Origin of the sequence: Streptomyces tamarix (genome assembly GCF_032423885.1) — a bacterium.
GTDB classification, from domain to species: domain Bacteria; phylum Actinomycetota; class Actinomycetes; order Streptomycetales; family Streptomycetaceae; genus Streptomyces; species Streptomyces tamarix.
This window is the reverse complement of sequence record NZ_JAWCTQ010000001.1, coordinates 55,058-81,894: the sequence shown is the minus strand read 5'-3', so window position 1 is coordinate 81,894 and position 26,837 is coordinate 55,058. Positions and strand designations below refer to the sequence as shown.

Below are 26,837 nucleotides of genomic sequence, written 5' to 3'. Positions count from 1 at the left end.
AATAAATATTGAATCGATTGAGTACTTCCCGCCCTCGGGGCTTCCGCTTCCGTTCCCCTGCCCGACGTGCGGAAGGCATGGGGTGCGTCAATCATCATCTTTTGCCGCACACCGCCCTTAAATGGTCGCGTGACCGTGCTCCCGCGCAGACGCTCCCTCGGCCTCGCCGCGGCCGCCCTGCTGGCCGCCCTCGCCGGCTGCTCCGGCGGGCCCGCCGCGACGGAGGCCGCCGCACCGCGCCGGACCGCACCGGTGAGCACGGCCCCCGCCGGGCCGGCCGCCCTGCCCGGGATGCCGCCCCCGCTCGACCCCCGCGACGTCTACGCGGCCGACCGCCCCAACCGGCTCTCCCCGGTGGTCAGGGACTTCCCCTCCCGCGTGTACGTCCCCAACACCCTCTCCGACACGGTCTCCGTCATCGACCCCGAGACGTACCGGGTCGTCGACACGATCCCGGTCGGCAAGCACCCCCAGCACGTCGTCCCCTCCTGGGACCTCAAGACCCTCTGGGTCAACAACAACCAGGGCCACACCCTCACCCCCATCGACCCCCGCACGGGGAAGCGCGGCAAGGACGTCGAGGTCCACGACCCGTACAACCTCTACTTCACGCCCAACGGCAGGTACGCCGTCGTCATGGCCTCCCTCGACCGGGAGCTCGTCTTCCGCGACCCGCACACGATGGAGCGCCGCCACACCGAACCCGTCCCCTGCTACGGGGTCAACCACGCCGACTTCTCCGCCGACGGCCGCTACTTCATCGTCTCCTGCGAGTTCTCCGGCGAACTGCTGAAGGTCGACACCGAGAGGATGAAGGTCGTCGCCCGGCGAAAGCTCCCCTTCGACGGGGCCATGCCGCAGGACGTGAAGCTCTCACCGGACGGGAAGACCTTCTACGTCGCCGACATGACGGCCCACGGCATGTGGGCCCTCGACGGCGACGCCTTCACCGCCCCCCGCCTCCTGCCCACCGGCAAGGGCTGCCACGGCCTGTACGTCTCCCGCGACTCCAAGGAGATGTACATCCCCAACCGCGGCGAGGGCTCCGTCTCCGTCTTCGACTTCGCCCGGAACCGGCTGACGAAGAAGTGGTGGCTCCCGGGCGGCGGCTCCCCGGACATGGGCGGCGTCTCGGCCGACGGCAAGGTCCTGTGGCTGTCCGGGCGGTACGACTCCGAGGTGTACGCCATCGACACGACCACCGGCAGGCAGCTCGCCCGCATCCCCGTCGGCGGCGGCCCCCACGGCCTGGCGGTCTACCCCCAGCCCGGCCGCTACTCCCTGGGCCACACCGGCGTGTTCCGGTGACCTCCGGGTCCGTTCCGGCCCCCGGGGCGCCTCAGCCCGCGACGAGCAGGGCCTCCGCGCACACCGGACGGTAGCCGGCCGCCTGGAACGTCCGTACGCTGCGGGCGTTGCCCGGCGACTGCTGCGCCCACACGTGGCCGGCCGGCACCAGGTGGCGCGCCGCCAGGGCCAGGTGCGCGCCCAGGCCCCGCCCCCGCGCCTCCTCGTCCAGTTCGACGGCCGCCTCCCACCGGCCCGCGACGGAGCGCCCCAGGACGAGGAGCCCGCCGTCCGTCCGCCACACCCGCACGTCGTCGCGGTACTTCCGGGCCCGCACCACCCGCGGGTGCTCCGGGTCCTCGATCTCCCGCAGCGGCACGGGCGGCCCGCCCGGGAGCGCCGGCGCCACGGTCAGCAGGTCGACCGTGCCCATCGACCGGCCCGTGCGGCGGATCAGCGACGCCAGGAACAGCGGGTTCATCGACGCGGCCAGCGGGTCGTCGCCGGCGGCGGCCAGCTCGGCGCGGATCCACTCCGGGTCCTCGTCGAGGAAGACCACCGAATGCGCCGTGAAGGCCAGCACCCCCGCGTCGCGCCGGCTCGGCTGCGGGACGATCACCGTCGAACCGTCCGGCGGCGGGAACCCGCCGTGCGCCGCAGCCTCCAGGATCCGTGCCACCTCGCCGCTCATGCCCCCATCGTCACCCATGGCCCACCGCGTCCGGCGATCACCCCTGCCGATACCCTTGCGGCCGTAGTACAGAGAGACGAAGGGGTGGAGCGATGGCGGACATCGAGTCTGCGCGCAAGGCTTTCGACCGTTACGACGTGAACGGCGACGGGTTCATCACGGCCGCGGAGTACAAGAGCGTCATGGCGCAGCTGGGGGACTTCCACGTCACCGAGCCGGTCGCCCAGGCGGTCATCAACGCCCAGGACGGCAACGCCGACGGCCTGCTGAGCTGGGACGAGTTCTGGGCGCACCTCAACAGGGCCTGAGCCGCCCGCACACGCCCGAGGGGGCGTCACCCGCGACCCGCGGCGGTGACGCCCCCTCGGCGTGTCCTCGAAGGAACCCGATCCCCCGTGCGCCCTCGCAGCGCCCCCGGCGCGTGCCGGTGCGGGTGCTCAGCACTCGATGATGTTCACCGCGAGCCCGCCGCGCGCGGTCTCCTTGTACTTGACCGACATGTCCGCGCCGGTCTCCTTCATCGTCTTGATGACCTTGTCGAGGGAGACCTTGTGGCTGCCGTCGCCGCGCATCGCCATCCGCGCCGCCGTCACGGCCTTCACGGCGGCCATGCCGTTGCGCTCGATGCACGGGATCTGCACGAGCCCGCCGACCGGGTCGCAGGTCAGGCCCAGGTTGTGCTCCATGCCGATCTCGGCGGCGTTCTCCACCTGCTCGGGGGAGCCGCCCAGGACCTCGGCGAGCGCGCCCGCCGCCATCGAGCAGGCCGAACCGACCTCGCCCTGGCAGCCGACCTCGGCGCCGGAGATCGACGCGTTCTCCTTGAACAGCATGCCGACCGCGCCCGCCGCGAGGAGGAACCGCACGACGCCGTCCTCGTCGGCGCCCGGCACGAAGTTCACGTAGTAGTGCAGCACCGCCGGGATGATGCCCGCCGCGCCGTTCGTCGGGGCGGTGACGACCCGGCCGCCGGCGGCGTTCTCCTCGTTGACCGCCATCGCGTACAGGGTGATCCACTCCATGGCGAGGGCCTGCGGGTCGCCCTCGGAGCGCAGCTTGCGGGCCGTGGTCGCGGCGCGGCGGCGGACCTTCAGGCCGCCCGGCAGGATGCCCTCGCGGGACATGCCGCGGTCGACGCACTCCCGCATGACCCGCCAGATCTCCAGCAGCCCGGCGCGGATCTCCTCCTCCGTGCGCCACGCCTTCTCGTTCTCCAGCATCAGCGCGGAGATCGACAGGCCGGTCTCGCGGGTGAGGCGCAGCAGCTCGTCGCCCGTGCGGAACGGGTACTTCAGGACCGTGTCGTCGAGCTTGATCCGGTCCGCGCCGACCGCGTCCTCGTCGACGACGAACCCGCCGCCCACCGAGTAGTACGTCTTCTCCAGCAGCGTCGCGCCCTCGGCGTCGTACGCCCACAGGGTCATGCCGTTGGCGTGGTAGGGGAGCGCCTTGCGGCGGTGCAGGACCAGGTCCTCGTCGAAGTCGAAGCCGATCCCGTGGGTGCCGAGCAGGTCGATCCGCCCGCTCGCCTTGATCCGCTCGACCCGGTCGTCGGCGGTCTCCACGTCGACCGTGCGGGGCGAGTCCCCCTCCAGGCCCAGCAGGACGGCCTTGGGCGTGCCGTGGCCGTGGCCGGTCGCGCCCAGCGAGCCGTACAGCTCGCACCGCACCGAGGCCGTGGAGGCGAGCAGCCCCTCGTTCTTCAGGCGGCGCGCGAACATCCGGGCCGCCCGCATGGGGCCGACCGTGTGGGAGCTGGACGGCCCGATGCCGATCGAGAACAGGTCGAAGACCGAGATGGCCACGGGAGGACTCCTTGGTGGTAGACGCCGCTGTCTGCCGGTGGGTGGTGCAGGGAGGGGCTGGGGTGGTGCGGTGGACATGGGACGGGGCACCGCACCCACTCGTCTCCAGTGTGCGCGGTGCCCCGCAATGTGGTCTGTAACGTACCTAACGCCGACAGGGCGCCGGGTATGCCTACAGGCCGGGGTAAAGCGGGTGCTTGGCCGCGAGGGCCGTGACCCGGGCCTTCAGCGCCTCCGCGTCGTACGACGGCTTCAGCGCCTCGGCGATGATGTCGGCGACCTCGGTGAAGTCCTCGGTCCCGAAGCCCCGCGTGGCCAGCGCCGGGGTGCCGATGCGCAGGCCCGAGGTGACCATCGGGGGCCGCGGGTCGTTCGGGATGGCGTTCCGGTTGACCGTGATGCCGATCCCGTGGAGGCGGTCCTCGGCCTGCTGGCCGTCGAGCTCGCTGTTGCGCAGGTCGACCAGGACGAGGTGCACGTCCGTGCCGCCGGACAGGACGGAGACGCCCGCCTCGGCGACGTCGGCGCGGACCAGGCGCTCCGCGAGGATCTTCGCGCCCTCCAGGGTGCGCTGCTGGCGCTCCTTGAACTCCTCGCTGGCCGCGACCTTGAAGGAGACCGCCTTCGCCGCGATGACGTGCTCCAGCGGGCCGCCCTGCTGACCGGGGAAGACCGCGGAGTTGATCTTCTTGGCGAGCTCGGCGGTCGACAGGATGACGCCGCCGCGCGGGCCGCCCAGCGTCTTGTGGGTGGTCGTGGTGACCACGTGGGCGTGCGGCACCGGGTTCGGGTGGAGCCCGGCCGCGACGAGGCCCGCGAAGTGGGCCATGTCGACCATCAGGTAGGCGCCGACCTCGTCGGCGATCCGGCGGAACGCCGCGAAGTCGAGCTGGCGCGGGTACGCGGACCAGCCGGCGACGATCAGCTTCGGCTTGGACTCCTTGGCGAGGCGCTCGACCTCGGCCATGTCGACCTGGCCCGTCGCGTCGTCGACGTGGTACGCGACGACGTTGTAGAGCTTGCCGGAGAAGTTGATCTTCATGCCGTGGGTCAGGTGCCCGCCGTGGGCGAGGTTCAGACCCATGATCGTGTCACCCGGCTGCAGCAGGGCGAACATCGCCGCGGCGTTGGCCTGCGCGCCGGAGTGCGGCTGCACGTTGGCGTGCTCGGCACCGAACAGCGCCTTGATGCGGTCGATGGCGATCTGCTCGACCACGTCGACGTGCTCGCAGCCGCCGTAGTACCGGCGGCCGGGGTAGCCCTCGGCGTACTTGTTGGTGAGGACGGAGCCCTGGGCCTCCATGACCGCGACCGGAGCGAAGTTCTCCGAGGCGATCATCTCCAGGGTGTTCTGCTGGCGGCGGAGCTCGGCGTCGACGGCGGCGGCGACGTCCGGGTCCAGCTCGTGGAGGGGGGTGTTCAGAAGCGACATCACGCGGTCCCTACGGGTGTGGGTGTCGGGCTGGTCAGCCGGCGAACTCGGTGTACTCGTCGGCGGAGAGCAGGTCCTCCGGCTCCTGGGCGACGCGCACCTTGAACAGCCAGCCGTCCTCGAACGGCGCGCTGTTCACCAGGGAGGGGTCGTCCACGACCGCCTGGTTCGCCTCGACGACCTCGCCGGTGACCGGCGAGTACAGGTCGCTGACGGACTTGGTGGACTCCAGCTCGCCGCAGGTCTCGCCCGCGGTGACGGTGGCGCCGACCTCCGGAAGCTGGACGTACACGACGTCGCCCAGGGCGTTCGCCGCGTGCTCCGTGATGCCGACCGTCGCGACGCCGTCCTCGGCGGGCGACAGCCACTCGTGCTCCTTGCTGTAGCGCAGCTGCTGGGGGTTGCTCATGGTCTGAATTCTCCTGTACGGGCGTGCGTGGTGGTGAACGGGGGAGGGGTGTGCGGGATCACGTCCGGCGCCGCGGGCGGACCGCTCGCGAGCGTGTCACTTCCGACGCTTGTAGAACGGCAGCGCCACGACTTCGTACGGCTCGTGGGTGCCGCGGATGTCGACGCCCACGCCGGGCGTGCCCGGCGCGGCGTGCTCCGCGTTTACGTACGCCATGGCGATCGGCTTGCCCAGGGTCGGCGACGGGGCGCCCGAGGTGACCTCGCCGACCACCCGGCCGTCGGCGACCACGGCCATCCCGGCGCGCGGCACGCGGCGCCCCTCGGCGACCAGGCCGACCAGCTTGCGCGGCGGCGCGGTCGCGGCGCGCGCGGCGGCCTCCTCCAGCGCGGCGCGGCCCACGAAGTCGCCGGCCTTCTCGAACTTCACGACCCGGCCCAGACCCGCGTCGAAGGGGGTCAGCCCGGTCGTCAGCTCGTGCCCGTACAGCGGCATGCCCGCCTCCAGGCGCAGCGTGTCCCGGCAGGACAGGCCGCACGGGATCAGCCCGACGCCCTCGCCCGCCCCGGTCAGCGCCTTCCACAGCCCCTCGGCGTGCTCGGGCGCCACGAACAGCTCGAAGCCGTCCTCGCCGGTGTAGCCGGTCCGGGCGATCAGCGCCGGGACGCCGGCGACCGTGCCGGGCAGGCCCGCGTAGTACTTCAGGCCGTCCAGGTCCGCGTCGGTGAGCGACTTCAGGACGCCGGGGGACTCCGGGCCCTGGACGGCGATCAGCGCGTACGCGTCGCGGTCGTCGCGGACCTCGGCGTCGAAGCCGGCCGCGCGCCCGGTCAGCGCGTCCAGCACCACCTGGGCGTTGGAGGCGTTGGCGACGACCATGTACGTGTGCTCCTGGAGCCGGTACACGATCAGGTCGTCGAGGATGCCGCCGTCCTCCCGGCAGATCATCGTGTAGCGGGCGCGGCCCACGCCGACACCGCCGATGTCGCCGACCAGGGCGTAGTCGAGGAGGTCCGCCGCCTGCGCGCCGGTGACGGTGATCTCACCCATGTGGGAGAGGTCGAACAGACCGGCCCGGGTGCGGACGGCGGTGTGCTCGTCGCGCTCGCTGCCGTACCGCAGCGGCATGTCCCAGCCGGCGAAGTCGGTCATGGTGGCGCCCAGCGCGCGATGCAGCGCGTCGAGGGCCGTGCGGCGGGGGGAAGTGCTCATGGAAGGGCTCCCAGGTCCGGGGCATGGGTGGCGAGGACGGTCCTCCCCATCTGTCATCGGAACCTGAGAGGTTCGCCGTGACCCCTTCCGGGGGCGCGGCTTGCACCTTGGGTGGAGCCCGCCCCGGCGGTGCGGGGAGCGGCTCGCTTTTCAGATCTGCCTCATCCGTGCGGTGCGGGGCCTGAGAGATTCAAGGGAGGGACTTGCTCCTTCGGCGCCCGGGCCGTCGCCGGCCCGGGACTCTCCCGCACGGATTCGAGCGGCCTGTATGCGGTTGTCGGCGCGCACATCATTGCACGGGGGCCCGGAGAGGAAAACCTCGGCTTGTCGGCAAATCGCTTGTGTCCCATTACTGTTTCTTTACACTTCTTGGGCAGGCTGGGGGGAGCCGAGCTCGGGAGGGGCCATGATGTCGCAGCGGTCCGGCGCGTACGCCACGACCGCGGGGGTGCCGGCGCCGCCGGCGCTGCCCGCCCGCACGGCCGCGCTCCCGGTCCTGCGCGACCTCCGCGCCCGCGGCGGGCGGGTCCCGCGCGAGCTGGCCTTCGCCGAGGCCGACGTGGTCGTCGTCTCCGGTCTGCCCGGCAGCGGCAAGTCCACTCTCATCCGGCGGATCGCCCCCGGCCGCGCCGTCGACTCCCAGGACACCCGCGAGCGCTGGGAGGGCCGCGTGCCGCGCCTCCTGCCGTACGCCCTCTACCGGCCCCTCGTCCGCGCCGCCCACTACGCCGGCCTGCGGGCCCGGTTGCGCTCCGGCCACGGCGTCGTCGTCCACGACTGCGGCACGCAGTCCTGGGTGCGCCGCTGGCTCGCCCGCGAGGCCCGCCGCCGGGGCGGCACGCTGCACCTGCTGCTCCTCGACGTCGACCCCGACACCGCCCGCGAGGGCCAGCGGGAGCGGGGGAGGGGCGTCTCCGCGTACGCCTTCGCCCGGCACCGCAGAGCCGTCGGCCGGCTCGTCCGCGACGCCGAGCGGGGCGTCCTGCCCGGCGGCTGCGGCTCCGCCGTCCTCCTCGACCGCGCGGCGGCCACGGCCCTGGCCCGCATCCGCTTCCTCTGATCCGCCGGCGCCGGCCCGTCCCCCGCCCGCGCTAGGGTGCTGCGGCACGCACCGGAAGAACCGGGGAAGGACGCAGGGGACACCGTGGACACCGCACCCGCCGCAGTCGACACCGCATGGCCCTCCAACGAACTGGAGGAGGTCCTGTCCGCCTCCCTCGGCCAGGGCGCCTCCGGCGCCCGCATCGTCGAGGTCCTCGGCCGCAGCCTCGTCTGGGTGCCCCTGCCCAGGGGCGGCTCCCCGGACGGCGCCGGCCCCGGCGCCCCCGGCCTCGACCTGCCCACGCTGGAGCTCGACGGCCTGCCGTACGTCCCGGTGTTCACCTCCGAGAGCCAGTTCCGCGCCTGCGCCGGCGGCCACATGGCGTACGCCGTCGCCCCCGCCGTCGAGTTCGCCCGCGGCCTGCCGCCGCAGCTCGGCCTCGCCCTCAACCCCGGCGGCACCGTCGGCGCGCCCCTCCCGCCGCCCGCCGTCGCCGAGCTGTGCCGCACCGGTCGCGGCCCCCTCGAAGGGCCGGCCTCCGGCGCCCGCGTCCGGCTGTTCGAGCCGGACTGGCAGGACGACCCCGTCGACTTCCTCTCCGCCGCGAGCGCCGAGTTCGGGGCGACCGGGGTGGTCCTCACCGCCCGGCGCGCCCTGGCCAGCATCGAGGGCGAGCCGCCCACCCTCTTCGTCGGCGTCCAGCTCTCCTCCTGGGAGGACGCCGACCGCGCCGCCCCCATGGACGCCCTCGGCCGGGCCCTGGGCGCCGTCCCCGTGCCGTGGCCGGTCAACCTGGTCCTCCTCGACGTCGCCCGGGACCCCGTCGGCGACTGGATGCTCGAGAAGGTGCGCCCCTTCTACCGCCGCGAACACGGCTCCTGACCGGGCGCGCCCTTAAGCTGGACCGGAAGTCTGCGAACGAGGGGCGGGATCAGGTGAGCGCGTCAGGCACCGCGGCGGGCAGTGGGGCGTCCCCTGGTGGAGCGCAGCCGGGACCTCGGGGAGAGGTCGAGCACATGCTGCGGCAGGTCTCCCCCGGGCGCTACGACGCCTACGAGGCGCTGCTCCACGCCCTCGCCGGGAGCCAGGTGTGGATGCTGCTCTGGCACGGCCAGGCCGGCTCCCCCGACGCCCAGTACGGGAACATGGAGGTCGACGGCCTCGGCTACGCCCCGTGCGTCACCTCCGCCCAGGAGCTCGCCGCCTCCGGCTGGAACCGCGCCCACGAGGTCGTCGCCGTCCGCGACGTGGCCCGCGCCCTCTACCCCGACCGGTGGGGCATCTGGCTCAACCCGCACGCCCCCGGCGGCGGCGTCGGCATCCCCTGGCCCGACCTGCGCCGGATCGCCACCGGCCTGGACCGCATGCCCGCCGGCCCGCTCCGGCTCTCCGAGCCCGCCATCGAGCTGCCGCAGTTCTACGCCCTGCTCACCCAGAACGCCCACCGCACCCCCGCCGTCCGCTCCCTGCGCCGCGCCTGGGTGCAGCCGGCCCTCGGCACGCCGTACCTCGCCATCGGCCTCGACCTCTACGACACGGGCCAGGCGTCCGTCGACGCGGTCCGCGCGATGATGCAGCAGTCCGTCGCGGCCGTCCCGGACGGGCTGCCCGTGTCGACGGTCGCCATGTCCGACGGGTACGACCCGGTCGCGATGTGGCTGCGCGCCAACGCCCGCCCCTTCTACGACCGCGAGGCCCACCTCCCCCCGCCGCGGCGCGGGACCGCCGCCTACGGCTACCCGCAGCAGGGCTGAGCTGCCGTCCGGCGGCTCCCGCCGAACTCCCCCGTGTGACGGGGGTGTTAACTCCGACAGGGGGCTTGTCCGGGATGGGGACGGTTTGGTGACTGTCCGGGTCTCGACTAGGTATCACCGCTATCCGGACTGTTCTCCGGGATGCCGCCCGTGGGTAGTGTTCGGCCGGTCAAGACCTCATTCACTAGGCCAGACCAGGGGTGGCCCATGCGCATACTCAAGTCCCGTGCGGTCCGGGCGGTCACCGCGGCGCTCGCCGTCGGAATGATCGCGACGGGCTGCGCCAGCGAACGCGGCAAGGACGGCGACAAGGGCGGCGACAAGGACACGTTCGTGTTCGCCGGCGCCGGTGACCCGGGGTCGCTCGACCCGGCCCTCGCCAGCGACGGCGAAACGTTCCGCGTGACCCGCCAGGCCTTCGAGGCGCTGCTGGAGCACGAGTCGGGCGGCACCAAGCTCGTCGGCGGCCTCGCCGAGTCGTGGTCCGGCAACGACGCCGGCACGGTGTGGACGTTCAACCTCCGCAAGGGGGTGAAGTTCCACGACGGCGAGCCGTTCAACGCGGCCGCCGTCTGTGCCAACTACGACCACTGGTTCAACTGGAAGGGCACCTACCAGACCAGCGCGGTCTCGTACTACTGGCAGAAGATCATGGGCGGCTTCGCCAAGAACGAGGACAAGGAAACCCCCAAGGCCAACTACAAGTCCTGCACCGCCAAGGACGAGAACACGGCCGTCATCGAGGTCCACGAGCCCTCCGCCAACCTGCCGGGCGGCTTCTCCCTCCAGGCGCTGGCGATCCACTCGCCGAAGGCGATCAAGGAGTACGCGAAGCAGGCCGTGAGCGGCAAGGGCGACGCCATCACGTACCCCAAGTACAGCCAGGAGGCCGGCACGGTCGCCGGCACCGGCCCGTACAAGATCGTGAAGTGGAACAAGGGCAACAAGGAAGTCACCCTTGAGCGCTTCGACGACTACTGGGGCGAGAAGGCCAAGGTGAAGAACCTGGTCTTCCGCACGATCGCCACCGAGGAGGGCCGCCGCCAGGCCCTGCAGGCCGGCGACGTCCACGGCTACGACTTCGTGTCGCCCGCGGACGTGAAGACCCTGGAGCAGGGCGGCTTCCAGGTGCCGACGCGTGACGTCTTCAACCTCTTCTACGTGGGCATGACCCAGGAGAAGAACCCGGCGCTGAAGAAGCTCGAGGTCCGCCAGGCCATCGCGCACGCCATCGACCGGGAGAACCTGGTCAAGACCCAGCTGCCCGAGGGCGGCAAGGTCGCCACGCAGTTCATGCCCGACACGGTCGCCGGCTGGTCCGACAAGGTGAAGACGTACCCGCACGACACCAACAAGGCCAAGCAGCTGCTGGCCGCCGCCGGCGAGTCCAAGCTGAAGGTCGAGTTCTGCTACCCGACCGAGGTCACCCGGCCCTACATGCCGGCCCCGCAGGACATGTTCGAGCTGATGAAGGCCGACCTGGAGAAGGCCGGCATCACCGTCACCCCGAAGCCCCTGAAGTGGGCCCCGGACTACGTGGACGCCACCGAGGCGGGCGCCTGCGCCCTGCACATGCTCGGCTGGACCGGTGACTTCAACGACGGCTACAACTTCATCGGCACCTGGTTCGCCAAGTACGACAAGCAGTGGGGCTTCAAGGAGGCCAGGGTCTTCGACGCGGTGAACGCGGGCTCCAAGGTGGGCGACCCGGCCCAGCGCGTCGGGGCGTACAAGAAGGCCAACGAGGCGATCATGGAGTACCTGCCGGGCCTCCCGATCTCCTCCTCCCCGCCGGCGATCGCGTTCGCCAAGGACGTCAACCCGCCGAAGGTCTCCCCGCTGACGCAGGAGTACTTCTCCGAGGTCTCCTTCAAGTAACCGCATCCGCACGCGGGGTCCGCCCGGCCACAGCACTGCGTGGCCGGGCGGACCCGCTTCTGACGTACACGCAAGAAAGGGGCATGCGGGGTGCTGCGACTCGTCGTACGAAGACTGCTACAGCTGATACCCACCCTGCTCGGCCTGTCGGTTCTCCTCTTCCTCTGGCTGAACCGGCTGCCCGGCGGACCCGCCTCGGCGATCCTGGGCGAACGGGCGACACCCACCGAAGTGGCGCGGATCAACCGGGCCCTGGGCCTCGACCAGCCGGTCTGGGTGCAGTACGGCCGCTTCCTCAAGCGTGTCGTCCAGCTCGACCTGGGGACCTCGACCAAGACCGGCCAGCCGGTGTGGGACGAGTTCGCCCTGCGCTTCCCGGCCACCGTGGAGCTGAGCCTCGCGGCGATGCTCATCGCCGTCGTCGTCGGCATCCCGCTCGGTTACCTCGCGGCCAGGCGCCGCGGCGGCTGGCTGGACGTGGCCTCCGTCTCCGGCTCGCTGGTCGGCATCTGCGTCCCGGTCTTCTTCCTCGCCCTCATCCTGAAGGGGATCTTCGCCGTCAACCTCGGCCTCTTCCCCAGCTACGGGAGGCTGTCGACCGGTCTCGACGCCACCGAGGTCACCGGCTTCGCCGTCCTCGACGGCCTCCTCACCGGCGAGTTCGACGCGACGTGGGACGCGCTGGTCCACCTGACGCTGCCGGCCGTCACCCTCGCCTCCATCCCGCTCGCCGTCATCGTCCGGATGACCCGCGCCAGCGTCCTGGAGGTCCTCGGCGAGGACTACGTCCGCACCGCCGAGTCCAAGGGCCTGGAGAAGAACACCGTCCGCGTCCGCCACGTGCTGCGCAACGCGCTGCTGCCGGTGGTGACCGCGGTCGGCCTGCTCACCGGCTCCCTCCTGTCGGGCGCGGTCCTCACCGAGTCCGTCTTCGCCTTCGGCGGCATCGGCTCCTTCATCAAGGACGCGATCGACGCCCGCGACTACCCGGTGCTCGTCGGCTTCATCATGTTCATCGCGATGGTGTACGTCGTCATCAACCTGCTGGTGGACCTGGCGTACAGCCTCATCGACCCGAGAGTGCGGGTGAACTGACGTGTCCACCAAGACGGACAAGATCGACCGCCTCGCGGAACTCACCCAGGCGAACGAGACGACGACCGGCGCCAGCCTGTGGCGCGAGGCGTTCCGCCGCCTCAAGTCCAGCAAGATGGCCGTCATCGGCGCCGCGATCATCGCCCTCTTCGTCGTCGTCGCCGTCGTGGGCCCGTGGCTCGCGCCGCACGCCCCGACCGCGCAGTCCTGGCGCGGGGAGGTCTTCCCCAACCAGGGCAGGTTCGTCGGAGCCCGCGGGGAGAACTGGTTCGGCCTGGACCACCTGGGCCGCGACATCTTCTCCCGGATGCTCGTCGGCGCCCGCCAGACGCTCCTCGTCGGTGTCGTGTCGATGCTCATCGGCCTGGTCGTCGGCGCCCTGATCGGCATGCTGTCCGGTGCCGCCGCCACCCTCGGCGGCAAGGCGGGCCGCCGGGTCGACACGGTCGTCATGCGCTTCATCGACATCCTGCTGTCGCTGCCGTCGCTGCTGCTCGCCGTCTCCGTCGCGGCCGTCATGGGCCAGTCCCTGACCACCGTGATGATCGCCGTCGGCGTCGTCCAGATCCCGGTCTTCGCCCGGCTGCTGCGCGGCTCGATGCTCGCCCAGGGCGGCTCCGACTACGTCCTGGCGGCCAAGGCCCTCGGCGTGCGCCGGAAGCGGATCGTCCTCACGCAGATCCTGCCGAACTCGCTCAGCCCCGTGATCGTCCAGGCGACCCTCAGCCTCGCCACCGCGATCATCGAGGCCGCCGCCCTGTCCTACCTGGGCCTCGGCAACCCCGACCCGGCCGTCCCCGAGTGGGGCGTGATGCTCTCCCAGGCGCAGCGGTTCTTCGACAACGCGCCGATGATGGCCGTCTACCCGGCGGTCGGGATCATCATCACCGCCCTCGGCTTCACCCTGCTCGGCGAGGCCATGCGCGAAGCCCTCGACCCGAAGCTGCGAGGCTGATCTGCCATGCCACTGCTCTCTGTGGACGAACTCACCGTCACCTTCGGCGGACGCGGACGCACCCCCTCCCGGGCGGTCGACGGGGTCTCCTTCACCGTCGACCAGGGCCAGGTGGTCGGCCTGGTCGGCGAGTCCGGCTGCGGCAAGTCCGTGACCTCCCTCGCCCTGATGGGCCTCCTCCCGCGCAAGGGCGTCACCGTCGGCGGGCGCGCCGTGTTCGACGGCGAGGACCTGCTCGCCATGGGCCCGAAGAAGATCCGGGACATGCGCGGCAGCAAGCTCGCGATGATCTTCCAGGACCCGCTGTCCTCGCTGAACCCGGTCATCCCGATCGGCGTGCAGGTCACCGAGATCCTCCAGCGGCACCGGGGCCTGAAGGGCGAGGCCGCCCGCAAGGAGGCCGCGCACCTGCTCGACCGGGTCGGCATCCCCGATCCGCGGCGGCGGCTCAAGGAGTACCCGCACCAGCTCTCCGGCGGCATGCGGCAGCGCGCCCTCATCGCCATGGCCGTGGCGTGCGCTCCCCGGCTGCTGATCGCCGACGAGCCGACGACCGCGCTCGACGTGACGATCCAGGCGCAGATCCTGGAGCTGCTGAAGGAACTCGTGGACGAGGAGGGCACCGCCCTGCTGATGATCACCCACGACCTGGGGGTCGTCGCCGGGCTGTGCGACCAGGTGAACGTGTTGTACGCGGGGAAGGCGGTGGAGTCGGCGGGCCGTCGCGAGCTGTTCGCCCACCCGACGCACCCGTACGCGCACGGGCTCCTCGGCTCCATCCCGCGCCTGGACGCCCCCCGGGGGGAGCCGCTCAACCCGATCCGCGGCTCCATCAACGACAAGATCGCCTGGGCGGACGGCTGCGCGTTCGCGCCGCGCTGCGACTTCTACACCCTGGAGTGCCTCACCGGCACGCCCCTGCTGACCGAGCCGCGCGCCGAGGGCCACCGGGTGCGCTGCGTCAACCCCGTCCTGCCCGACGCACCGGCCGAGGAGGTACCGGCATGAGCCTGCTCGAACTGGACGGTGTGAAGGTCCACTTCCCCGTCAAGAAGGGCCTCCTCTTCGACCGCACGGTCGGCCACGTGTACGCCGTCGACGGCGTCTCGCTGAAGGTCGAGGCAGGGCAGACGTACGGCCTGGTCGGCGAGTCCGGCTGCGGCAAGACGACGCTGGGCCGGGCGGTCCTGCGGCTGGTCGACGTCACGGACGGCGAGGTCGTCTTCGACGGCACCGACCTGGCGAAGCTGCCCGAGGAGGAGATGCGGAAGTTCCGCCGCCGCCTCCAGATGGTCTTCCAGGACCCGCTGGGCAGCCTGAACCCGCGTCAGAACATCGAGTCGATCCTCTCCGAGGGCATGCTCGCGCACGGCATCGGGGCGAACCAGGAGGAGCGCCGCGAGAAGATCAAGGCGATCCTGCAGCGGGTCGGCCTCCCGGCGAACGCCCTGTCGCGGTACCCGCACGAGTTCTCCGGCGGCCAACGCCAGCGCATCGGCATCGCCCGGGCGCTGGTGCTGGAGCCGGACGTCATCATCTGCGACGAGCCGGTGTCGGCCCTGGACGTGTCGATCCAGGCCCAGGTCATCAACCTGCTGGAGGAGCTCCAGGAGCAGTTGGGCCTCACCTACCTGGTGATCGCCCACGACCTGGCCGTCGTCCGGCACATCTCGGACGTCATCGGCGTCATGTACCTGGGCTCCCTGGTGGAGGAGGCGCCGAGCGACGCGCTGTACGCGGCGCCGAAGCACCCGTACACCAAGGCCCTGATGTCGGCCGTCCCTGTGCCGGACCCGGAGGTGGAGGACCGCCGCGAGCGCATCCTCCTCCACGGCGACCTGCCGTCCCCCGCCAACCCGCCGACGGGCTGCCGCTTCCACACCCGCTGCCCCTGGGCCCGGCCCCGGTGCGGGGAGGAGCGCCCCGTGCTGGCGGACGTGGGCGGCGGCCACAAGGTGGCCTGCCACTTCGCCGCGGAGATCGAGTCCGGCGACCTGCCCCTGACCCGGCCCACGGGCGTGGAGGCGGTCGTGGGCGCGGCCCCGTCCCCGGCGGAGCCGCCGGAGGGCGTCGCGAAGGCGCCGTAGCCCGCCGCGGACGGCCCCGTACCGGACCCCGCGACGGACGGCCCCGTACTGGACCTCGCGACGGACGGCCCGTACCGGACCTCGCGACGGACGGCCCCGTACCGGACCTCGCCGCGGACCGGGACCGGTACGGGCCGGGGCCGGTACGGGGCCGGTGGCGTACCGCGCGGGGCGGTTCACCGCCGGTGGGGCGCGCGGGGTAGAACAGTGCGGTGCTCCAGGACCTGTTCACGCCCTCCGTCCTCCACGCCCTCGAACTGGCGGGCATCTTCGTCTTCGCCATCTCCGGCGCGCTCCTCGCCGTGCGGAAGAACTTCGACGTCTTCGGCATGGCCGTCCTCGCCGAGGTCACCGCGCTGGGCGGCGGGCTCTTCCGCGACCTGGTCATCGGAGCGGTGCCCCCCGCCGCCTTCACCGACCTCGGGTACTTCGTCATGCCGCTGGTCGCCACGGTGCTGGTCTTCTTCCTCCACCCCGTCGTCGAGCGCACCCAGGCGGCGGTGAACGTCTTCGACGCCGCCGGGCTGGGGCTGTTCTGCGTGGCCGGGACGACCAAGGCGTACGAGTACGGGCTCGGCCTGACGCAGTCGGCCGTCCTGGGCATGGCGACCGCCGTCGGCGGCGGCGTCCTGCGCGACGTCCTGGCGAACGAGGCCCCCTCGCTGCTGCGCTGGGACCGCGACCTGTACGCCGTCCCGGCCATCGTCGGCTCGACCATGGTCGTGCTGTTCATCCGCTTCGAGGCGCTGAACCCCTTCACCAGCGGCATCGCCGCGCTCGCCGCGTTCGCCCTGCGCCTGCTCGCGCTGCGCTACCGCTGGCGGGCGCCGCGCGCCTGGAACCGGCGCTCCACGGCGGTCGAGGAACCCGCACACAAAGCTACCGCTTAGTATTTTGCTGTTGTACCGTTCTGGCCATGGACAGCAGCCAGTTCGACCGCGACACCGCGGTGACCCTCCGCGCGCCGGGCGTCTACGACACGGACCTCTCCGCCGACTGGACGATCTTCGGTGTCGTCAACGGCGGCTACCTGCTCGCCCTGCTGGGCCGCGCCCTCGGCGACGCCCTGCCGCACCCGCACCCCTTCTCGGTGTCGGCCCACTACCTGGCGCCCTCGCTCCCCGGCCCCGCCGTGATCCGCACCGAGACCGTCCGCGCCGGACGCACCCTCTCGACGGGCCAGGCGTCCCTCTTCCAGTACGCGCAGGACGGCACCGAGACCGAGCGGATCCGCGTCCTCGCCACCTACGGCGACCTCGACGCCCTCCCCGACGACGTGCGCACCGGCGCCAAGCCGCCCGCCATCCCGCCGTACGAGCACTGCTTCGGCCCGGCGGACGCGCCGACGCCGCTGCCCGGCTCCGCCGAGATCACGCGGCTCCTCGACGTCAAGCTCGACCCGGAGACCATCGGCTGGGCGGTCGGCGCCCCCTCCGGCAAGGGCGAGGTCCGCGCCTGGTTCGGCCTCGCGGACGGCCGCGACCCCGACCCGCTGTCCCTCCTCCTGACCGTCGACGCGCTCCCGCCGACCGCCTTCGACCTGGGCCTCAAGGGCTGGACGCCGACCGTCGAACTCACCGTGCACGTCCGCTGCCGTCCCGCGCCGGGGCCGCTGCGCGTCTCGATCACCACGCGCAACCTCGCCGGCGGCTTCCTGGAGGAGGACGCCGAGGTGTGGGACAGCGCCGACCGCCTGGTCGCCCAGTCCCGCCAACTCGCCCGCGCCCCGCGCGGGTCCTGACCCCGGACGCGGCGCCCCGGGGGTGTGGCGCCCGGGAGAGGGCGGCCGGTCAGTCCAGCCAGTGGCGGCTGCCCAGCGCCACCAGCCGCAGCCGCCGCCGCGCCTCCCCCTCCACCCGCTCCCTGGCGGCCGCGTCCGGCCCGGCCGCCAGGAGCGCGGACGCGGTCGTCACCATGAGGTCGACGTACAGCCGCGCCAGCATCAGCAGGTCGTCCCGCCGCCACTGCGACGCCTCCGGGAGCCGGGCCAACTCGGCCGCCGCCTCCACGGCGAACCGGTCGAGTTCGCCGCCGATGGCGTCCCGCACCGGCCGTACCCCGCCGTGCCGCTCCCGCGCCAGGAACCGGACGTACGCCGGGTGCTCCCGCACCAGCCGGGCGACCAACTCCACCGCCCCCGCGATCCGCTGCTCGCTGTCCACGGTCGCCGCGAGGTTCGCCCGGACCGTCGTGTGCAGGCTGCCCAGCGACTCCTCCACGAGCGCGACGCCCAGATCCGCCATGTCGCGGAAGTGCCGGTAGAACGCGGTCGGCGCGATCCCCGCCGCGCGGGTCACCTCCCGCAGCCCCAGACTGCTCAGGCTCTGTTCCTCCAGCAGGACCAGCGCCGCGTCCAGCAGCGACTGGCGGGTCCTCTGCTTGCGCGCCTGCCGGACGCCCGTGCCCCCGATGGTGTGACTCATGCCATGCAGTAAACAGCCGTTCGTCGGGCGCCTCCAGGGGTACGCGTACCTGGACTGACCAGTCAGTGCACAAGTGTCAGCTCCACGAGAGGCAACACGATGCTCTTCCTCGTCGCCGCCCTGCTCCTGTTGGGCACGCTCATGGGCACGGCCGCGTTCGTCCCCCCGTCCGTCACGGCCGCCGGCGCCGCCGCCATCGCCGTGTGGCTGCTCGTCTTCGCCGCCCGCGAGCGCTCCGCCCGCCGGCGCCGGTACTGAAGGGGGGCGCGCGATGGGCGCGGGGGACGCGGAAGGCGTGAGGGGTGCAAGGGGGCTGAAGGGCGTGGGGGGTGCAAGGGGTGTGAGGGACGTAAAGGACACCGCCGTGCCAGGGCATCGGGACACCGCCGCGTCGCCGCACCGGGACGCCGCCGTGCCAAGGCATCGGGACGCCGCCGTGTCGCAGCGCCGGGACGCCGACGGCATGGCCGTCGCCTCCTTCGTCCTCGGTCTCGTCGGCCTCCTCTTCCTCAACCTCCTCCTCGGCCCCACGGCCGTCTGCCTCGCCCTCCTCGCCCTGCGGCGCGGCACCGGGCGCCGCCGCCGCGCCCTGCTCGGCCTGGCCCTCGGAATCGCCGACCTCGCCGTCCTCGCCGCCCTCGTCACCGTGAACGGCACCGTCTCCTGGAACCTCGGCTGACGGCCCGCCGGAGGCGTCGGGAACGACCGGCCGGGCACGCCGCCGCCGGGCGCCCGTCCCGGGCTCGTAGAATCGGGGCACCATGGCTTACCTCGACCACGCCGCGACCACTCCGATGCTCCCGGAGGCGATCGAGGCGATGACCGCCCAGCTCGCCGCCACGGGCAACGCCTCGTCCCTGCACGCCGCCGGGCGCCGGGCCCGCCGCACCGTCGAGGAGGCCCGCGAAACGCTCGCCGAGGCGCTCGGGGCACGCCCCAGCGAGGTCGTCCTCACCTCCGGCGGCACGGAGGCCGACAACCTCGCCGTCAAGGGCCTCTACTGGTCCCGCCGGGCCGCCGACCCGCGCCGCGTCCGCGTCCTCACCAGCCCCGTGGAGCACCACGCCGTGCTCGACGCCGTCCACTGGCTCGGCGAGCACGAGGGCGCCACCGTCGAGTACCTGCCCGTCGACGCGTACGGGCGCGTGCACCCCGACGCGCTGCGCGAGGCCGTCGCCCGCGACCCCGGCAGCGTCGCCCTCGCCACCGTCATGTGGGCCAACAACGAGATCGGCACGATCATGCCGATCGACGAACTGGCCGCCGTGGCGAGCGAGTTCGACGTCCCGCTGCACTCCGACGCGGTCCAGGCCGTCGGCCAGGTCCCGGTCGCCTTCGCCGAATCGGGGCTCGCCGCCATGACCCTCTCCGGCCACAAGATCGGTGGCCCGTACGGCATCGGCGCGCTGCTCCTCGGCCGCGCCCACAACCCCGTCCCCGTCCTCCACGGCGGCGGCCAGGAACGCCACGTCCGCTCCGGCACCCTCGACGTCCCCGCCGTCGCCGCCTTCGCCGTCGCCGCGCGGATCGCCACCGAGCGCCGCGAGCGGTTCGCCCGCGACGTCGGAGCCCTGCGCGACGAACTCGTCGACGCCGTCCGCGCGGCCGTCCCGGACGCCGTCCTCGGCGGCGACCCCCACGACCGGCTCCCCGCCAACGCCCACTTCAGCTTCCCCGGCTGCGAGGGCGACTCGCTGCTGCTCCTCCTCGACGCGCAGGGCATCGAGTGCTCCACCGGCTCCGCCTGCACCGCCGGGGTCGCCCAGCCCAGCCACGTCCTCCTGGCCACCGGCACCGACCCGGACCTGGCCCGCGGCACGCTCCGCTTCACCCTCGGGCACACCTCCACCCGCGCCGACGTCGAGGCCCTCGCCAAGGCGATCGGCCCCGCCGTGGAACGCGCCCGCACGGCCGGCCTCAGCTAGGCCCCTCCCACCGACCCGCCCCCGGCCCCCTCCCGCCGGCCCGCCCGCGCCGCGCCCGCCGTGGGCGACGCGGACGGGGCCGGCGACGGGTTCGCCGCGGCCCGCCGGACCAGCTCCATGTACCGGTCCCAGTCCCAGTGTGGCCCCGGGTCGGTGTGGTCCGTGCCCTCCACCTCGACGTGGCCGATGATGTGCTCCCGGTCCACCGGTATGCCGTACCGGGCGCATATGCCCGCCGTCAGCCGCGCCGACGACGCGTACATCGCCGCCGTGAAGTCCTGCGGGCGGTCCACGAACCCCTCGTGCTCGATGCCGATGCTCCGCTCGTTCATCGCGCGGTTCCCCGCGTGGAACGCCACGTCCAGCTCGCGGATCATCTGTGCGACCCGCCCGTCCTTGCCCACCACGTAGTGCGTCGCCGCGCCGTGCCCCGGGTTCTTGAACACGCGCAGCGCCGTCGCGTAGCTGCCCTGCACCACGTGGATCACCACCCGGTCGATGCCGAAGTCGTCCGGTCGGTCCGCCCGCCGCCAGTTCGCCCGCGCCGCCGCCGTCCACTCCGCGCCCGCGTGGTCCAGCTCGCCCTCCACGCGCCTCTTCTCCGTGCCGGGCAGCCGCCACCACAGGTGCCGCAGCTCGTCCCAGCCCAGTACGGCCGCGCCCGCCGCCGCGGCGCCGCCGCCGATCAGCACGGCGCGCCGCCCCACCCGCCGGTTCTCTTCCCCGCCCATGTGTCTGCCCATGTGACGGAGAACGCTTACTCCCGCGACGACGGTTCCCGCGGCCCCGTACCCTGGTAGGGCTATGACTGAGACCTCCCAGCGCCCCCTCCGCGTCCTCGCCGCCATGTCCGGCGGCGTGGACTCCGCCGTCGCCGCCGCCCGCGCCGCCGAGGCGGGCCACGACGTGACGGGGGTGCACCTGGCGCTCTCCGCCAACCCCCAGTCCTTCCGCACCGGCGCCCGCGGCTGCTGCACCGTCGAGGACTCGCGCGACGCCCGCCGCGCCGCCGACGTGATCGGCATCCCCTTCTACGTCTGGGACCTGGCGGAGCGTTTCCGCGAGGACGTCGTGGAGGACTTCATCGCCGAGTACGAGGCGGGCCGCACGCCCAACCCGTGCCTGCGCTGCAACGAGAAGATCAAGTTCGCGGCGCTCCTCGACAAGGCCCTCGCCCTGGGCTTCGACGCCGTCTGCACGGGCCACTACGCCAAGGTCGTCACCCTCGCCGACGGCACCCGCGAGCTCCACCGCGCCTCCGACGCGGCCAAGGACCAGTCGTACGTCCTCGGCGTCCTCGACGAGCGCCAGCTCGCCCACGCCATGTTCCCGCTGGGCGACACGGTCACCACCAAGGACGAGATCCGCGCCGAGGCCGAGCGGCGTGGCCTGGCCGTCGCGAAGAAGCCCGACAGCCACGACATCTGCTTCATCGCCGACGGCGACACGCAGGGCTTCCTCGCCTCCCGGCTCGGCAGGGCCGAGGGCGACATCGTCGACGAGTCCGGCAACCGGCTCGGCAGCCACGACGGCGCGTACGGCTTCACCATCGGCCAGCGCAAGGGCCTGCGCATCGGCCACCCGGCGCCGGACGGCAAGCCCCGCTACGTCCTCGACATCTCGCCGGTGGACAACACCGTCACCGTCGGCCCCGCCGAGGCGCTGGACGTCACCGCGCTCACGGCGGTCAAGCCCCGCTGGTGCGGCCGTGCCCCCGAGGGCCCCGGCACGTACACGGCGCAGCTCCGCGCCCACGGCGGCGAGACGGAGGTGACGGCCGAACTCGTCGAGGGCGAGCTGCGCGTCTCCTTCACCGAGCCGGTCCGCGGCGTCGCGCCGGGCCAGGCGGTCGTCCTGTACGACGGCACCCGTGTCGTCGGCTCGGCCACCATCGCCACGACCACCCGCCGCACGACCGCCGCCGCCCTCTGAGGCCCGTCGGGCGCCTCCGGGGCGCCCGACGGAAACCGACCGCGACGGCCCCGGCGGCGCCGCGCGCCCCGCCGCTCGTACGCGAACGGCGTGCCGTCCACCGGCGCCACCCGCCCCACGACGGACGCGGCCGGCACCCTGGCCGTCAGGCCCTCCGCACGGGAGCGGCCCCGCGAGCCGCCCGCAACTCACCCCCTCGGGAGAGTCCGCGGAGGATCGCCCTTCGAGGTACTGGAGGGGCGGGCCCGTCAGCCCCACGGTCCACGTGTGCCGGGGGCGGCTCCGGGCTGGGCTAAGGTCTGTCCGTGCCCTTGTGCCTGCGTGCGCGGCACACCTTCACGCGGACGGCGAGACCGGGGGGATGGTTTCGATGGAGTACTCGCAGCGCTGGCAGCAGATGTTCGGCCTTCCGCCCGACGACGGCGCGGACGCCCGTCTGGAGCTCGCCTCCGCGGCGGCGGACGGAGGCGGCGGGGGAACCAGCGGACAGGGTAGGTTGAAGCACACCGACGGGCCCTGGGGGAGGGCGTCCGGCACCGCCGCCGAGCTGAGCACCAGCACGGAGAAGAGCCGCAGCGCACTCGGCCCGGGGCACGACGGCATCAGCACCGGCGCCGCCGGGCTGGCTTCCGTGGCGTCGCTCAAGAGCGTGCTGAAGTCCTGGGAGGACCGCCTCGCCGCCGTCCGCGACGAATGCGACCACCTGGAGGGGGCGCTGCGGAAGGTCGCCGTGGAGATGGGCGAGACGGACGTCGCGGTGAAGGACACCATCGCACCGGTGAAGGCGGGCGGTGCCGCGAAGTGAGCAGCACGCTGACCTGGCAGCAGCTACGGGATCTGAAGCGGTCCGCGTTCGAGGACGCCGGCGACAAGTGGCACGAGGTCTCCCACAGGGCCGCCACGGACCGTACGCGTGTCGACCAGGCCATGACCAAGCAGCTTCGCGAGACGCAGGAGAGCGAGTCGGCGGAGAAGGCCGTCGAGCGGCTGCGGCGCCTCAGTCGGAACTTCCAGTACGTCCACTCCGAGTGCGGCCTCGTCCGCACGGCACTGAACGGCCTCGCGGCGGACCTGGCCGGACCCCAGCGCCTCCTCGAGGACGCCCTCGCGGACGCCGCCAGCATGAACCTGACGGTGAACGAGGACGGCTCGGTCGGCTACCCGGCCGCCGAGGTCGAGAACATCGCGGGCGACAAGCGGCAGGTGCCGGGCGGCACCGCCCTGGGCAGCGCCCGGCTCCCGCTGGACCCGTACCCGCTGGGCCAGGGCCCCAAGGCGCCGTACTTCAACGGACCGGGCCTCCTGCCGGCCAATCCGAACGCGTCCAAGGCGCAGGACGTGGCCGACCGGATCGCCCGTGCGGTCCGGGCCGCGCAGGAGGTGGACGCCCGGTACGCCAGGACCCTGAACGGACTCAGGGCGGCCAGGGGGCTCGACGTCACGTCCGCGATGATGAAGGACGTCGCCGCCGACACCGCCGCCGTGCGCGGTGCCGCCGCCTCCTACCTGGAGAAGGTCCCGGAGAGCCAGTCCCCGGCGGAGCGCAAGGCGTGGTGGGACGGCCTGACCGAGGAGCAGCGCCAGGAGTACCTGAAGATCGCGCCGGACCTGATCGGCGGCCTGGACGGCCTCCCGGCCACCGTCCGCGACGAGGCCAACCGGAACTACCTGCCGGTGCTGATGGACGAACTGGCCAAGGACGGCGGCGAGGACGCGCGGACCAAGCTCAACGCGCTCCGGCTGATCCAGGACAAGCTGAGCGAACCCAGCAGGCCGCCCATGTTCCTGCTCGGCATCGGCGACGAGGGCAACGGCCGGGCGATCGTCTCGTACGGCAACCCGGACACCTCCAGGAACGTGTCGGCGTACGTGCCGGGACTGGGGACGAAGCTCGACGACGGGTTCGTCAAGGACACGATGAAGCGTGCCCAGGACACGGCGCTCGGCGCCCGGGAGAACGACCCGTCCAGCGCCTCGATCGTCTGGCTCGGCTACGACGCCCCGCAGCACGTGGACGTGATGGGCACGGGGGACGCCGAACGCGGCGCGCCCTCCTACAACAGGTTCATGGACGGCCTCCAGGTCGCCAACCAGCACGACGACCCGCACCTGACGGCCATCGGGCACTCGTACGGCTCCCTCACCGTGGGAACGGCGGCGAAGCAGTCCGGTGGCATACCGGGCGTCGACGACATCATCCTGCTCGGCAGCCCGGGCGTCGGCGTGGACAAGGCGGAGGACCTCGGTGTCGGCAAGCAGCACGTCTTCGTCGGTTCCGCGGACAACGACCCGGTCACGCACCTGCCGACCAAGGACGAGGTCCTGCTGGCCGGGCCCGTGGGGTCACTGATCTACGGTGACGTCTTCGACTGGGGCGACGACGACATCTACTTCGGCAAGGACCCGTCCAGCGAGGCATTCGGCGCCCAGAGGTTCAAGGTGGACCCGGGGCCGCACCCGGTCACGGAACTCGGCGGCTTCGACGCCCACTCGCAGTACTTCACCCCGGAACTGGATCAGGTCTCGGCGGACAACATCGCCGCCGTTGTGGCCGGCCAGCCCGACAAAGTCGTCAAGGAGGCGTACCGGTGAAAGGGGTGCCGCGCAGGGTACGAGCCCTTCTGCTCGCAGTCATGGCAGCCGTTCTGGCAGTCGGTTGCGGTGTTATGGGGGAAAACCACGACGTCCCGAGGGAGAGAGCCTCCATGGACATGCAGGGTGCGGCGGATCGCGCGGACGCCATGCTGGACGAAACCTTCAAGGCCATCGTGCCGGAGGTGCGGTGGACGCACGACACGACGACCACCGGGAGCTGCGACGTCGTGCGCCGCCGGACCGTGCTGACCGTCATCTCCGAGGCGCGGCGCGGTAGCTTCCTCGGTCTCGTCGAGAGGGCGTGGAAGGCGAAGGGCTACCGGATCACGGCAGTGAGGGCCCACAAGGAGTCCCCGGCCGTTTATGCCGTCTCACCCGACGGGTTCGGCATCAGGCTCCTGTTCGGGTACCAGGGGCAGGCGTTCTTCCAGGTGGCCAGCCCCTGCGTACAGGAGTCGGAGGTCGCCGACCCCAAGACCCCGCCGAACGGCCCGTCCTACCCGCCGGACCAGGAGATCCCCACCCCCAACGTCCGGTCCCCCTTCTGGTCGGCCGAGACGCCCGCGTCGCCCCCGGCTCAGCCCTCGTCCTCGCCGTAGAAGCAGAAGTACCCCTTGATCGCGGCGACCTCCGGCTTCGGGTCGGGGTACGCCCAGACGGCGTCCGGGCGGCCCGGCAGGGACCAGTACGACGCGGTGCCCTTGAACGGGCAGTGCGTGCGCGTGGCGGACGGCTCCAGCAGGTCCGTGCGCACGTCCTCGGGCGGCAGGTACAGCCGTACCGGACAGCCCGTCTCGCGCAGGGCCAGGGCGCGGGAGCTCTCCGCGACCGGCTCGCCGTCCCGTTCGATCCGGACCGGCCCGTCCGCCGGTTCGATGGTGATGCGGTGCCCTGAAGAGGTCATACCCGGAGCAACGGCCGGCGGCCCGGACCTGTTCCCCGCGTCGGCCCCCCGCCTCGCCCGGCCCCGTACGGTTGACCCATGAACATCTGCGTCTTCCTCTCCGCCGCCGACCTCGACGACCGCTACACCGGCCCCGCGCGCGAGTTCGCCGAACTCCTCGCCAAGGGCGGCCACACGCTCGTCTGGGGCGGCTCGGACACCGGTCTGATGAAGGTCGTCGCCGACGCCGCCCAGCAGGCGGGCGGGCGGCTCGTCGGCGTGTCGGTGGAGTTCCTCGCGCACAAGGCGCGGCCCGGCTGCGACGAGATGATCACCACCGGGGACCTCGCGGAGCGGAAGGCGGAGATGCTCGCCCGGTCCGACGCGATCGTCATCATGGTCGGCGGCACCGGCACCCTGGACGAGGCCACCGAGATCCTGGAGCTGAAGAAGCACGGCCTGCACACCAAGCCGGTCGTCCTGCTCAACACGGCGGGCTTCTACGACGGACTGAAGCAGCAGTTCCGCCGCATGGAGGAGGAGGGCTTCCTGCCGCTGCCCCTCACGGAGCTCGTCTTCTTCGCCGAGGACGGCGTCTCCGCCCTCGCCTACCTGGAAGAGGCCGCCGGGATCCAGTAGTCGTCCACCGGGAAGAGGCCGCCGGGGTCCGGTGGTCGTCCACCGGGAAGAGGCCGCCGGGGTCCGGTGGGCCGTCCAATGCGAGCATGGCTCCCATGACCACACACCTGATCACCGGCGCCGGCTCCGGCATCGGCGCGGCCGTCGCCCGCCGCCTCCACGCGCGCGGGGACGACCTGGTCCTGCTGGCCCGGGACGCCGGCCGGGCGAAGGAGCTGGCCGACCTGTACCCGGGCGCCCGCACGCTCGTCGGGGACCTCGCCGCCCCGGACCGGCTGTCCTGGGCGTTCTCCCACCAGGAGCTGCCCGACCGGCTCGACACGCTGCTGCACGTCGCGGGCGTCGTCGACCTCGGCCCGGTCGGCGAGCTGACCACCAAGGCGTGGCGCACCCAACTCGACGTGAACCTGGTCGCGCCCGCCGAGCTGACCCGGCTGCTCCTGCCGCAACTGCGGGTCTCCCGGGGACACGTCGTGTTCGTCAACTCCGGCGCGGGGCTCCACGCCAACGCCGAGTGGTCCGCGTACGCCGCGTCCAAGCACGGCCTCAAGGCGCTCGCCGACGCCCTGAGGGCGGAGGAGCGCCCCCACGGCGTCCGCGTCACCTCCGTCTACCCGGGCCGCACGGCCAGCCCCATGCAGGCCAAGGTCCACCGGCAGGAGGGCAAGGAGTACGACACGTCCCACCTCATGGACGCCGAGTCGGTCGCGACGACCGTCCTCACCGCCGTCGACCTGCCGCGCGACGCGGAGATCCAGGACCTGACCGTCCGGCCGGGAGCCTGACCCCGTCC

Annotated in this window: 29 protein-coding genes and 1 riboswitch; of the genes, 21 read left to right on the top strand and 8 right to left on the bottom strand. The window is 72.6% G+C overall.

Translation table 11 applies throughout. The features are described from left to right. Nucleotides 1-129: 129 nt before the first annotated feature. On the top strand, nucleotides 130-1,308 hold the full coding sequence (locus tag RND61_RS00360; RefSeq protein ID WP_315875543.1) for a YncE family protein: 1,179 nt from the start codon (nucleotides 130-132) through the stop codon (nucleotides 1,306-1,308). A 31-nt stretch (nucleotides 1,309-1,339) separates the two neighbouring features. Here RND61_RS00360 and RND61_RS00355 read toward each other — a convergent pair whose 3' ends face one another. Then, nucleotides 1,340-1,978 carry a GNAT family N-acetyltransferase gene (locus RND61_RS00355; RefSeq protein ID WP_315875542.1) on the bottom strand — a complete coding sequence of 213 codons (639 nt, stop codon included), beginning with the start codon at nucleotides 1,976-1,978 and terminating at the stop codon, nucleotides 1,340-1,342. A 92-nt stretch (nucleotides 1,979-2,070) separates the two neighbouring features. Here RND61_RS00355 and RND61_RS00350 point away from each other — a divergent pair, with 92 nt between their 5' ends. After that, nucleotides 2,071-2,286, top strand: a complete 216-nt coding sequence (locus RND61_RS00350; protein WP_315875541.1) for an EF-hand domain-containing protein — start codon at nucleotides 2,071-2,073, stop codon at nucleotides 2,284-2,286. A gap of 129 nt (nucleotides 2,287-2,415) precedes the next feature. On the opposite strand, the gene RND61_RS00345 is transcribed toward RND61_RS00350, so the two are convergent. From RND61_RS00345 to gcvT, 4 genes are all read right to left on the bottom strand, one after another. Further along, nucleotides 2,416-3,783: an L-serine ammonia-lyase gene (locus RND61_RS00345; RefSeq protein WP_315875540.1), complete on the bottom strand. Its 1,368-nt coding sequence runs from the start codon at nucleotides 3,781-3,783 to the stop codon at nucleotides 2,416-2,418. Between the two features lie 172 nt (nucleotides 3,784-3,955). Next, nucleotides 3,956-5,215 (bottom strand): serine hydroxymethyltransferase, encoded by a 1,260-nt coding sequence (gene glyA, locus RND61_RS00340; RefSeq protein WP_315875539.1) that lies wholly within the window; start codon nucleotides 5,213-5,215, stop codon nucleotides 3,956-3,958. Nucleotides 5,216-5,249: 34 nt separating this feature from the next. Further along, the gene (gcvH, locus tag RND61_RS00335; RefSeq protein ID WP_315875538.1) at nucleotides 5,250-5,624 is read right to left on the bottom strand and encodes a glycine cleavage system protein GcvH; all 375 of its coding nucleotides are present in this window, start codon (nucleotides 5,622-5,624) and stop codon (nucleotides 5,250-5,252) included. A gap of 96 nt (nucleotides 5,625-5,720) precedes the next feature. Beyond that, on the bottom strand, nucleotides 5,721-6,836 hold the full coding sequence (gcvT, locus tag RND61_RS00330; protein ID WP_315875537.1) for a glycine cleavage system aminomethyltransferase GcvT: 1,116 nt from the start codon (nucleotides 6,834-6,836) through the stop codon (nucleotides 5,721-5,723). Between the two features lie 160 nt (nucleotides 6,837-6,996). Beyond that, nucleotides 6,997-7,094: riboswitch (glycine riboswitch) on the bottom strand. Between the two features lie 148 nt (nucleotides 7,095-7,242). On the opposite strand from gcvT, the gene RND61_RS00325 reads away from it, so the two are divergent. The 10 genes from RND61_RS00325 (at nucleotide 7,243) to RND61_RS00280 (ending at nucleotide 17,388) form a co-directional block, all read left to right on the top strand. Then, complete coding sequence (locus tag RND61_RS00325) at nucleotides 7,243-7,896, top strand: AAA family ATPase (protein ID WP_315875536.1); 654 nt, start codon at nucleotides 7,243-7,245, stop codon at nucleotides 7,894-7,896. Nucleotides 7,897-7,980: 84 nt separating this feature from the next. Continuing rightward, nucleotides 7,981-8,760, top strand: coding sequence for an enhanced serine sensitivity protein SseB (locus tag RND61_RS00320; protein WP_315875535.1), 780 nt, complete (start codon nucleotides 7,981-7,983; stop codon nucleotides 8,758-8,760). A gap of 53 nt (nucleotides 8,761-8,813) precedes the next feature. Further along, on the top strand, nucleotides 8,814-9,632 hold the full coding sequence (locus tag RND61_RS00315; protein ID WP_391652581.1) for an enhanced serine sensitivity protein SseB C-terminal domain-containing protein: 819 nt from the start codon (nucleotides 8,814-8,816) through the stop codon (nucleotides 9,630-9,632). Between the two features lie 207 nt (nucleotides 9,633-9,839). After that, nucleotides 9,840-11,510 (top strand): ABC transporter substrate-binding protein, encoded by a 1,671-nt coding sequence (locus RND61_RS00310; protein WP_315875533.1) that lies wholly within the window; start codon nucleotides 9,840-9,842, stop codon nucleotides 11,508-11,510. Between the two features lie 90 nt (nucleotides 11,511-11,600). After that, on the top strand, nucleotides 11,601-12,605 hold the full coding sequence (locus RND61_RS00305; protein ID WP_315875532.1) for an ABC transporter permease: 1,005 nt from the start codon (nucleotides 11,601-11,603) through the stop codon (nucleotides 12,603-12,605). Nucleotide 12,606: 1 nt separating this feature from the next. After that, entirely contained in the window at nucleotides 12,607-13,560 is a 954-nt protein-coding gene (locus RND61_RS00300; protein WP_315875531.1) for an ABC transporter permease, read from the top strand. Between the two features lie 6 nt (nucleotides 13,561-13,566). Beyond that, complete coding sequence (locus tag RND61_RS00295; RefSeq protein ID WP_315875530.1) at nucleotides 13,567-14,568, top strand: ABC transporter ATP-binding protein; 1,002 nt, start codon at nucleotides 13,567-13,569, stop codon at nucleotides 14,566-14,568. Further along, nucleotides 14,565-15,647 carry an ABC transporter ATP-binding protein gene (locus RND61_RS00290; protein ID WP_315875529.1) on the top strand — a complete coding sequence of 361 codons (1,083 nt, stop codon included), beginning with the start codon at nucleotides 14,565-14,567 and terminating at the stop codon, nucleotides 15,645-15,647. Before RND61_RS00295 ends, RND61_RS00290 begins: the two co-directional genes overlap by 4 nt. Before the next feature lie 212 nt (nucleotides 15,648-15,859). Beyond that, nucleotides 15,860-16,537: a trimeric intracellular cation channel family protein gene (locus RND61_RS00285; RefSeq protein ID WP_315875528.1), complete on the top strand. Its 678-nt coding sequence runs from the start codon at nucleotides 15,860-15,862 to the stop codon at nucleotides 16,535-16,537. 26 nt (nucleotides 16,538-16,563) lie between these two features. Further along, the gene (locus RND61_RS00280) at nucleotides 16,564-17,388 is read left to right on the top strand and encodes a thioesterase family protein (RefSeq protein ID WP_315875527.1); all 825 of its coding nucleotides are present in this window, start codon (nucleotides 16,564-16,566) and stop codon (nucleotides 17,386-17,388) included. Between the two features lie 49 nt (nucleotides 17,389-17,437). Here RND61_RS00280 and RND61_RS00275 read toward each other — a convergent pair whose 3' ends face one another. Next, the gene (locus RND61_RS00275; protein ID WP_315875526.1) at nucleotides 17,438-18,070 is read right to left on the bottom strand and encodes a TetR family transcriptional regulator; all 633 of its coding nucleotides are present in this window, start codon (nucleotides 18,068-18,070) and stop codon (nucleotides 17,438-17,440) included. A gap of 99 nt (nucleotides 18,071-18,169) precedes the next feature. Between RND61_RS00275 and RND61_RS00270 the strand changes: the two genes are divergently transcribed. The 3 genes from RND61_RS00270 to RND61_RS00260 all read left to right on the top strand — a co-directional run bounded on the left by RND61_RS00270 (nucleotide 18,170) and on the right by RND61_RS00260 (nucleotide 19,995). Continuing rightward, complete coding sequence (locus RND61_RS00270; RefSeq protein WP_315875525.1) at nucleotides 18,170-18,328, top strand: hypothetical protein; 159 nt, start codon at nucleotides 18,170-18,172, stop codon at nucleotides 18,326-18,328. Nucleotides 18,329-18,482: 154 nt separating this feature from the next. Then, nucleotides 18,483-18,749: a DUF4190 domain-containing protein gene (locus RND61_RS00265; protein WP_391652577.1), complete on the top strand. Its 267-nt coding sequence runs from the start codon at nucleotides 18,483-18,485 to the stop codon at nucleotides 18,747-18,749. 82 nt (nucleotides 18,750-18,831) lie between these two features. Beyond that, on the top strand, nucleotides 18,832-19,995 hold the full coding sequence (locus RND61_RS00260) for a cysteine desulfurase family protein (protein WP_315875524.1): 1,164 nt from the start codon (nucleotides 18,832-18,834) through the stop codon (nucleotides 19,993-19,995). Here the strand turns inward: RND61_RS00260 and RND61_RS00255 are convergent. Beyond that, entirely contained in the window at nucleotides 19,992-20,738 is a 747-nt protein-coding gene (locus tag RND61_RS00255; protein WP_315875523.1) for an N-acetylmuramoyl-L-alanine amidase, read from the bottom strand. The genes RND61_RS00260 and RND61_RS00255 overlap by 4 nt on opposite strands. 61 nt (nucleotides 20,739-20,799) lie before the next feature. Here RND61_RS00255 and mnmA point away from each other — a divergent pair, with 61 nt between their 5' ends. The 4 genes from mnmA (at nucleotide 20,800) to RND61_RS00235 (ending at nucleotide 25,121) form a co-directional block, all read left to right on the top strand. Beyond that, a complete protein-coding gene (gene mnmA, locus RND61_RS00250; protein WP_315875522.1) occupies nucleotides 20,800-21,927 on the top strand; it encodes a tRNA 2-thiouridine(34) synthase MnmA in 1,128 nt (375 codons plus the stop codon). A gap of 370 nt (nucleotides 21,928-22,297) precedes the next feature. Next, nucleotides 22,298-22,732 (top strand): hypothetical protein, encoded by a 435-nt coding sequence (locus RND61_RS00245; RefSeq protein ID WP_315875521.1) that lies wholly within the window; start codon nucleotides 22,298-22,300, stop codon nucleotides 22,730-22,732. After that, nucleotides 22,729-24,519: an alpha/beta hydrolase gene (locus tag RND61_RS00240; RefSeq protein ID WP_315875520.1), complete on the top strand. Its 1,791-nt coding sequence runs from the start codon at nucleotides 22,729-22,731 to the stop codon at nucleotides 24,517-24,519. The genes RND61_RS00245 and RND61_RS00240 overlap by 4 nt, the downstream gene beginning before the upstream one ends. A 113-nt stretch (nucleotides 24,520-24,632) precedes the next feature. Beyond that, complete coding sequence (locus RND61_RS00235) at nucleotides 24,633-25,121, top strand: hypothetical protein (RefSeq protein WP_315875519.1); 489 nt, start codon at nucleotides 24,633-24,635, stop codon at nucleotides 25,119-25,121. On the opposite strand, the gene RND61_RS00230 is transcribed toward RND61_RS00235, so the two are convergent. Then, nucleotides 25,100-25,426: a DUF427 domain-containing protein gene (locus tag RND61_RS00230; protein ID WP_315875518.1), complete on the bottom strand. Its 327-nt coding sequence runs from the start codon at nucleotides 25,424-25,426 to the stop codon at nucleotides 25,100-25,102. The two genes, RND61_RS00235 and RND61_RS00230, sit on opposite strands and share 22 nt — an antisense overlap. 78 nt (nucleotides 25,427-25,504) lie before the next feature. Between RND61_RS00230 and RND61_RS00225 the strand changes: the two genes are divergently transcribed. Further along, entirely contained in the window at nucleotides 25,505-26,044 is a 540-nt protein-coding gene (locus RND61_RS00225) for an LOG family protein (RefSeq protein ID WP_315875517.1), read from the top strand. Nucleotides 26,045-26,139: 95 nt separating this feature from the next. Beyond that, nucleotides 26,140-26,829 carry an SDR family oxidoreductase gene (locus RND61_RS00220; RefSeq protein ID WP_315875516.1) on the top strand — a complete coding sequence of 230 codons (690 nt, stop codon included), beginning with the start codon at nucleotides 26,140-26,142 and terminating at the stop codon, nucleotides 26,827-26,829. The last annotated feature ends 8 nt before the right edge of the window (nucleotides 26,830-26,837 follow it).

Bases quoted from the DNA above. Each gene is read 5' to 3' on its own strand.
- glyA (WP_315875539.1), bottom strand. From the start codon at position 5,215: ATGTCGCTTCTGAACACCCCCCTCCACGAGCTGGACCCGGACGTCGCC.
- RND61_RS00310 (WP_315875533.1), top strand. From the start codon at position 9,840: ATGCGCATACTCAAGTCCCGTGCGGTCCGGGCGGTCACCGCGGCGCTC.
- RND61_RS00230 (WP_315875518.1), bottom strand. From the start codon at position 25,426: ATGACCTCTTCAGGGCACCGCATCACCATCGAACCGGCGGACGGGCCG.
- gcvH (WP_315875538.1), bottom strand. From the start codon at position 5,624: ATGAGCAACCCCCAGCAGCTGCGCTACAGCAAGGAGCACGAGTGGCTG.
- RND61_RS00275 (WP_315875526.1), bottom strand. From the start codon at position 18,070: ATGAGTCACACCATCGGGGGCACGGGCGTCCGGCAGGCGCGCAAGCAG.
- mnmA (WP_315875522.1), top strand. From the start codon at position 20,800: ATGACTGAGACCTCCCAGCGCCCCCTCCGCGTCCTCGCCGCCATGTCC.
- RND61_RS00245 (WP_315875521.1), top strand. From the start codon at position 22,298: ATGGAGTACTCGCAGCGCTGGCAGCAGATGTTCGGCCTTCCGCCCGAC.
- RND61_RS00220 (WP_315875516.1), top strand. From the start codon at position 26,140: ATGACCACACACCTGATCACCGGCGCCGGCTCCGGCATCGGCGCGGCC.
- RND61_RS00270 (WP_315875525.1), top strand. From the start codon at position 18,170: ATGCTCTTCCTCGTCGCCGCCCTGCTCCTGTTGGGCACGCTCATGGGC.
- RND61_RS00325 (WP_315875536.1), top strand. From the start codon at position 7,243: ATGATGTCGCAGCGGTCCGGCGCGTACGCCACGACCGCGGGGGTGCCG.
- RND61_RS00225 (WP_315875517.1), top strand. From the start codon at position 25,505: ATGAACATCTGCGTCTTCCTCTCCGCCGCCGACCTCGACGACCGCTAC.
- RND61_RS00260 (WP_315875524.1), top strand. From the start codon at position 18,832: ATGGCTTACCTCGACCACGCCGCGACCACTCCGATGCTCCCGGAGGCG.
- RND61_RS00355 (WP_315875542.1), bottom strand. From the start codon at position 1,978: ATGAGCGGCGAGGTGGCACGGATCCTGGAGGCTGCGGCGCACGGCGGG.
- RND61_RS00235 (WP_315875519.1), top strand. From the start codon at position 24,633: ATGGACATGCAGGGTGCGGCGGATCGCGCGGACGCCATGCTGGACGAA.
- RND61_RS00280 (WP_315875527.1), top strand. From the start codon at position 16,564: ATGGACAGCAGCCAGTTCGACCGCGACACCGCGGTGACCCTCCGCGCG.
- gcvT (WP_315875537.1), bottom strand. From the start codon at position 6,836: ATGAGCACTTCCCCCCGCCGCACGGCCCTCGACGCGCTGCATCGCGCG.
- RND61_RS00350 (WP_315875541.1), top strand. From the start codon at position 2,071: ATGGCGGACATCGAGTCTGCGCGCAAGGCTTTCGACCGTTACGACGTG.
- RND61_RS00290 (WP_315875529.1), top strand. From the start codon at position 14,565: ATGAGCCTGCTCGAACTGGACGGTGTGAAGGTCCACTTCCCCGTCAAG.
- RND61_RS00255 (WP_315875523.1), bottom strand. From the start codon at position 20,738: ATGGGCAGACACATGGGCGGGGAAGAGAACCGGCGGGTGGGGCGGCGC.
- RND61_RS00295 (WP_315875530.1), top strand. From the start codon at position 13,567: ATGCCACTGCTCTCTGTGGACGAACTCACCGTCACCTTCGGCGGACGC.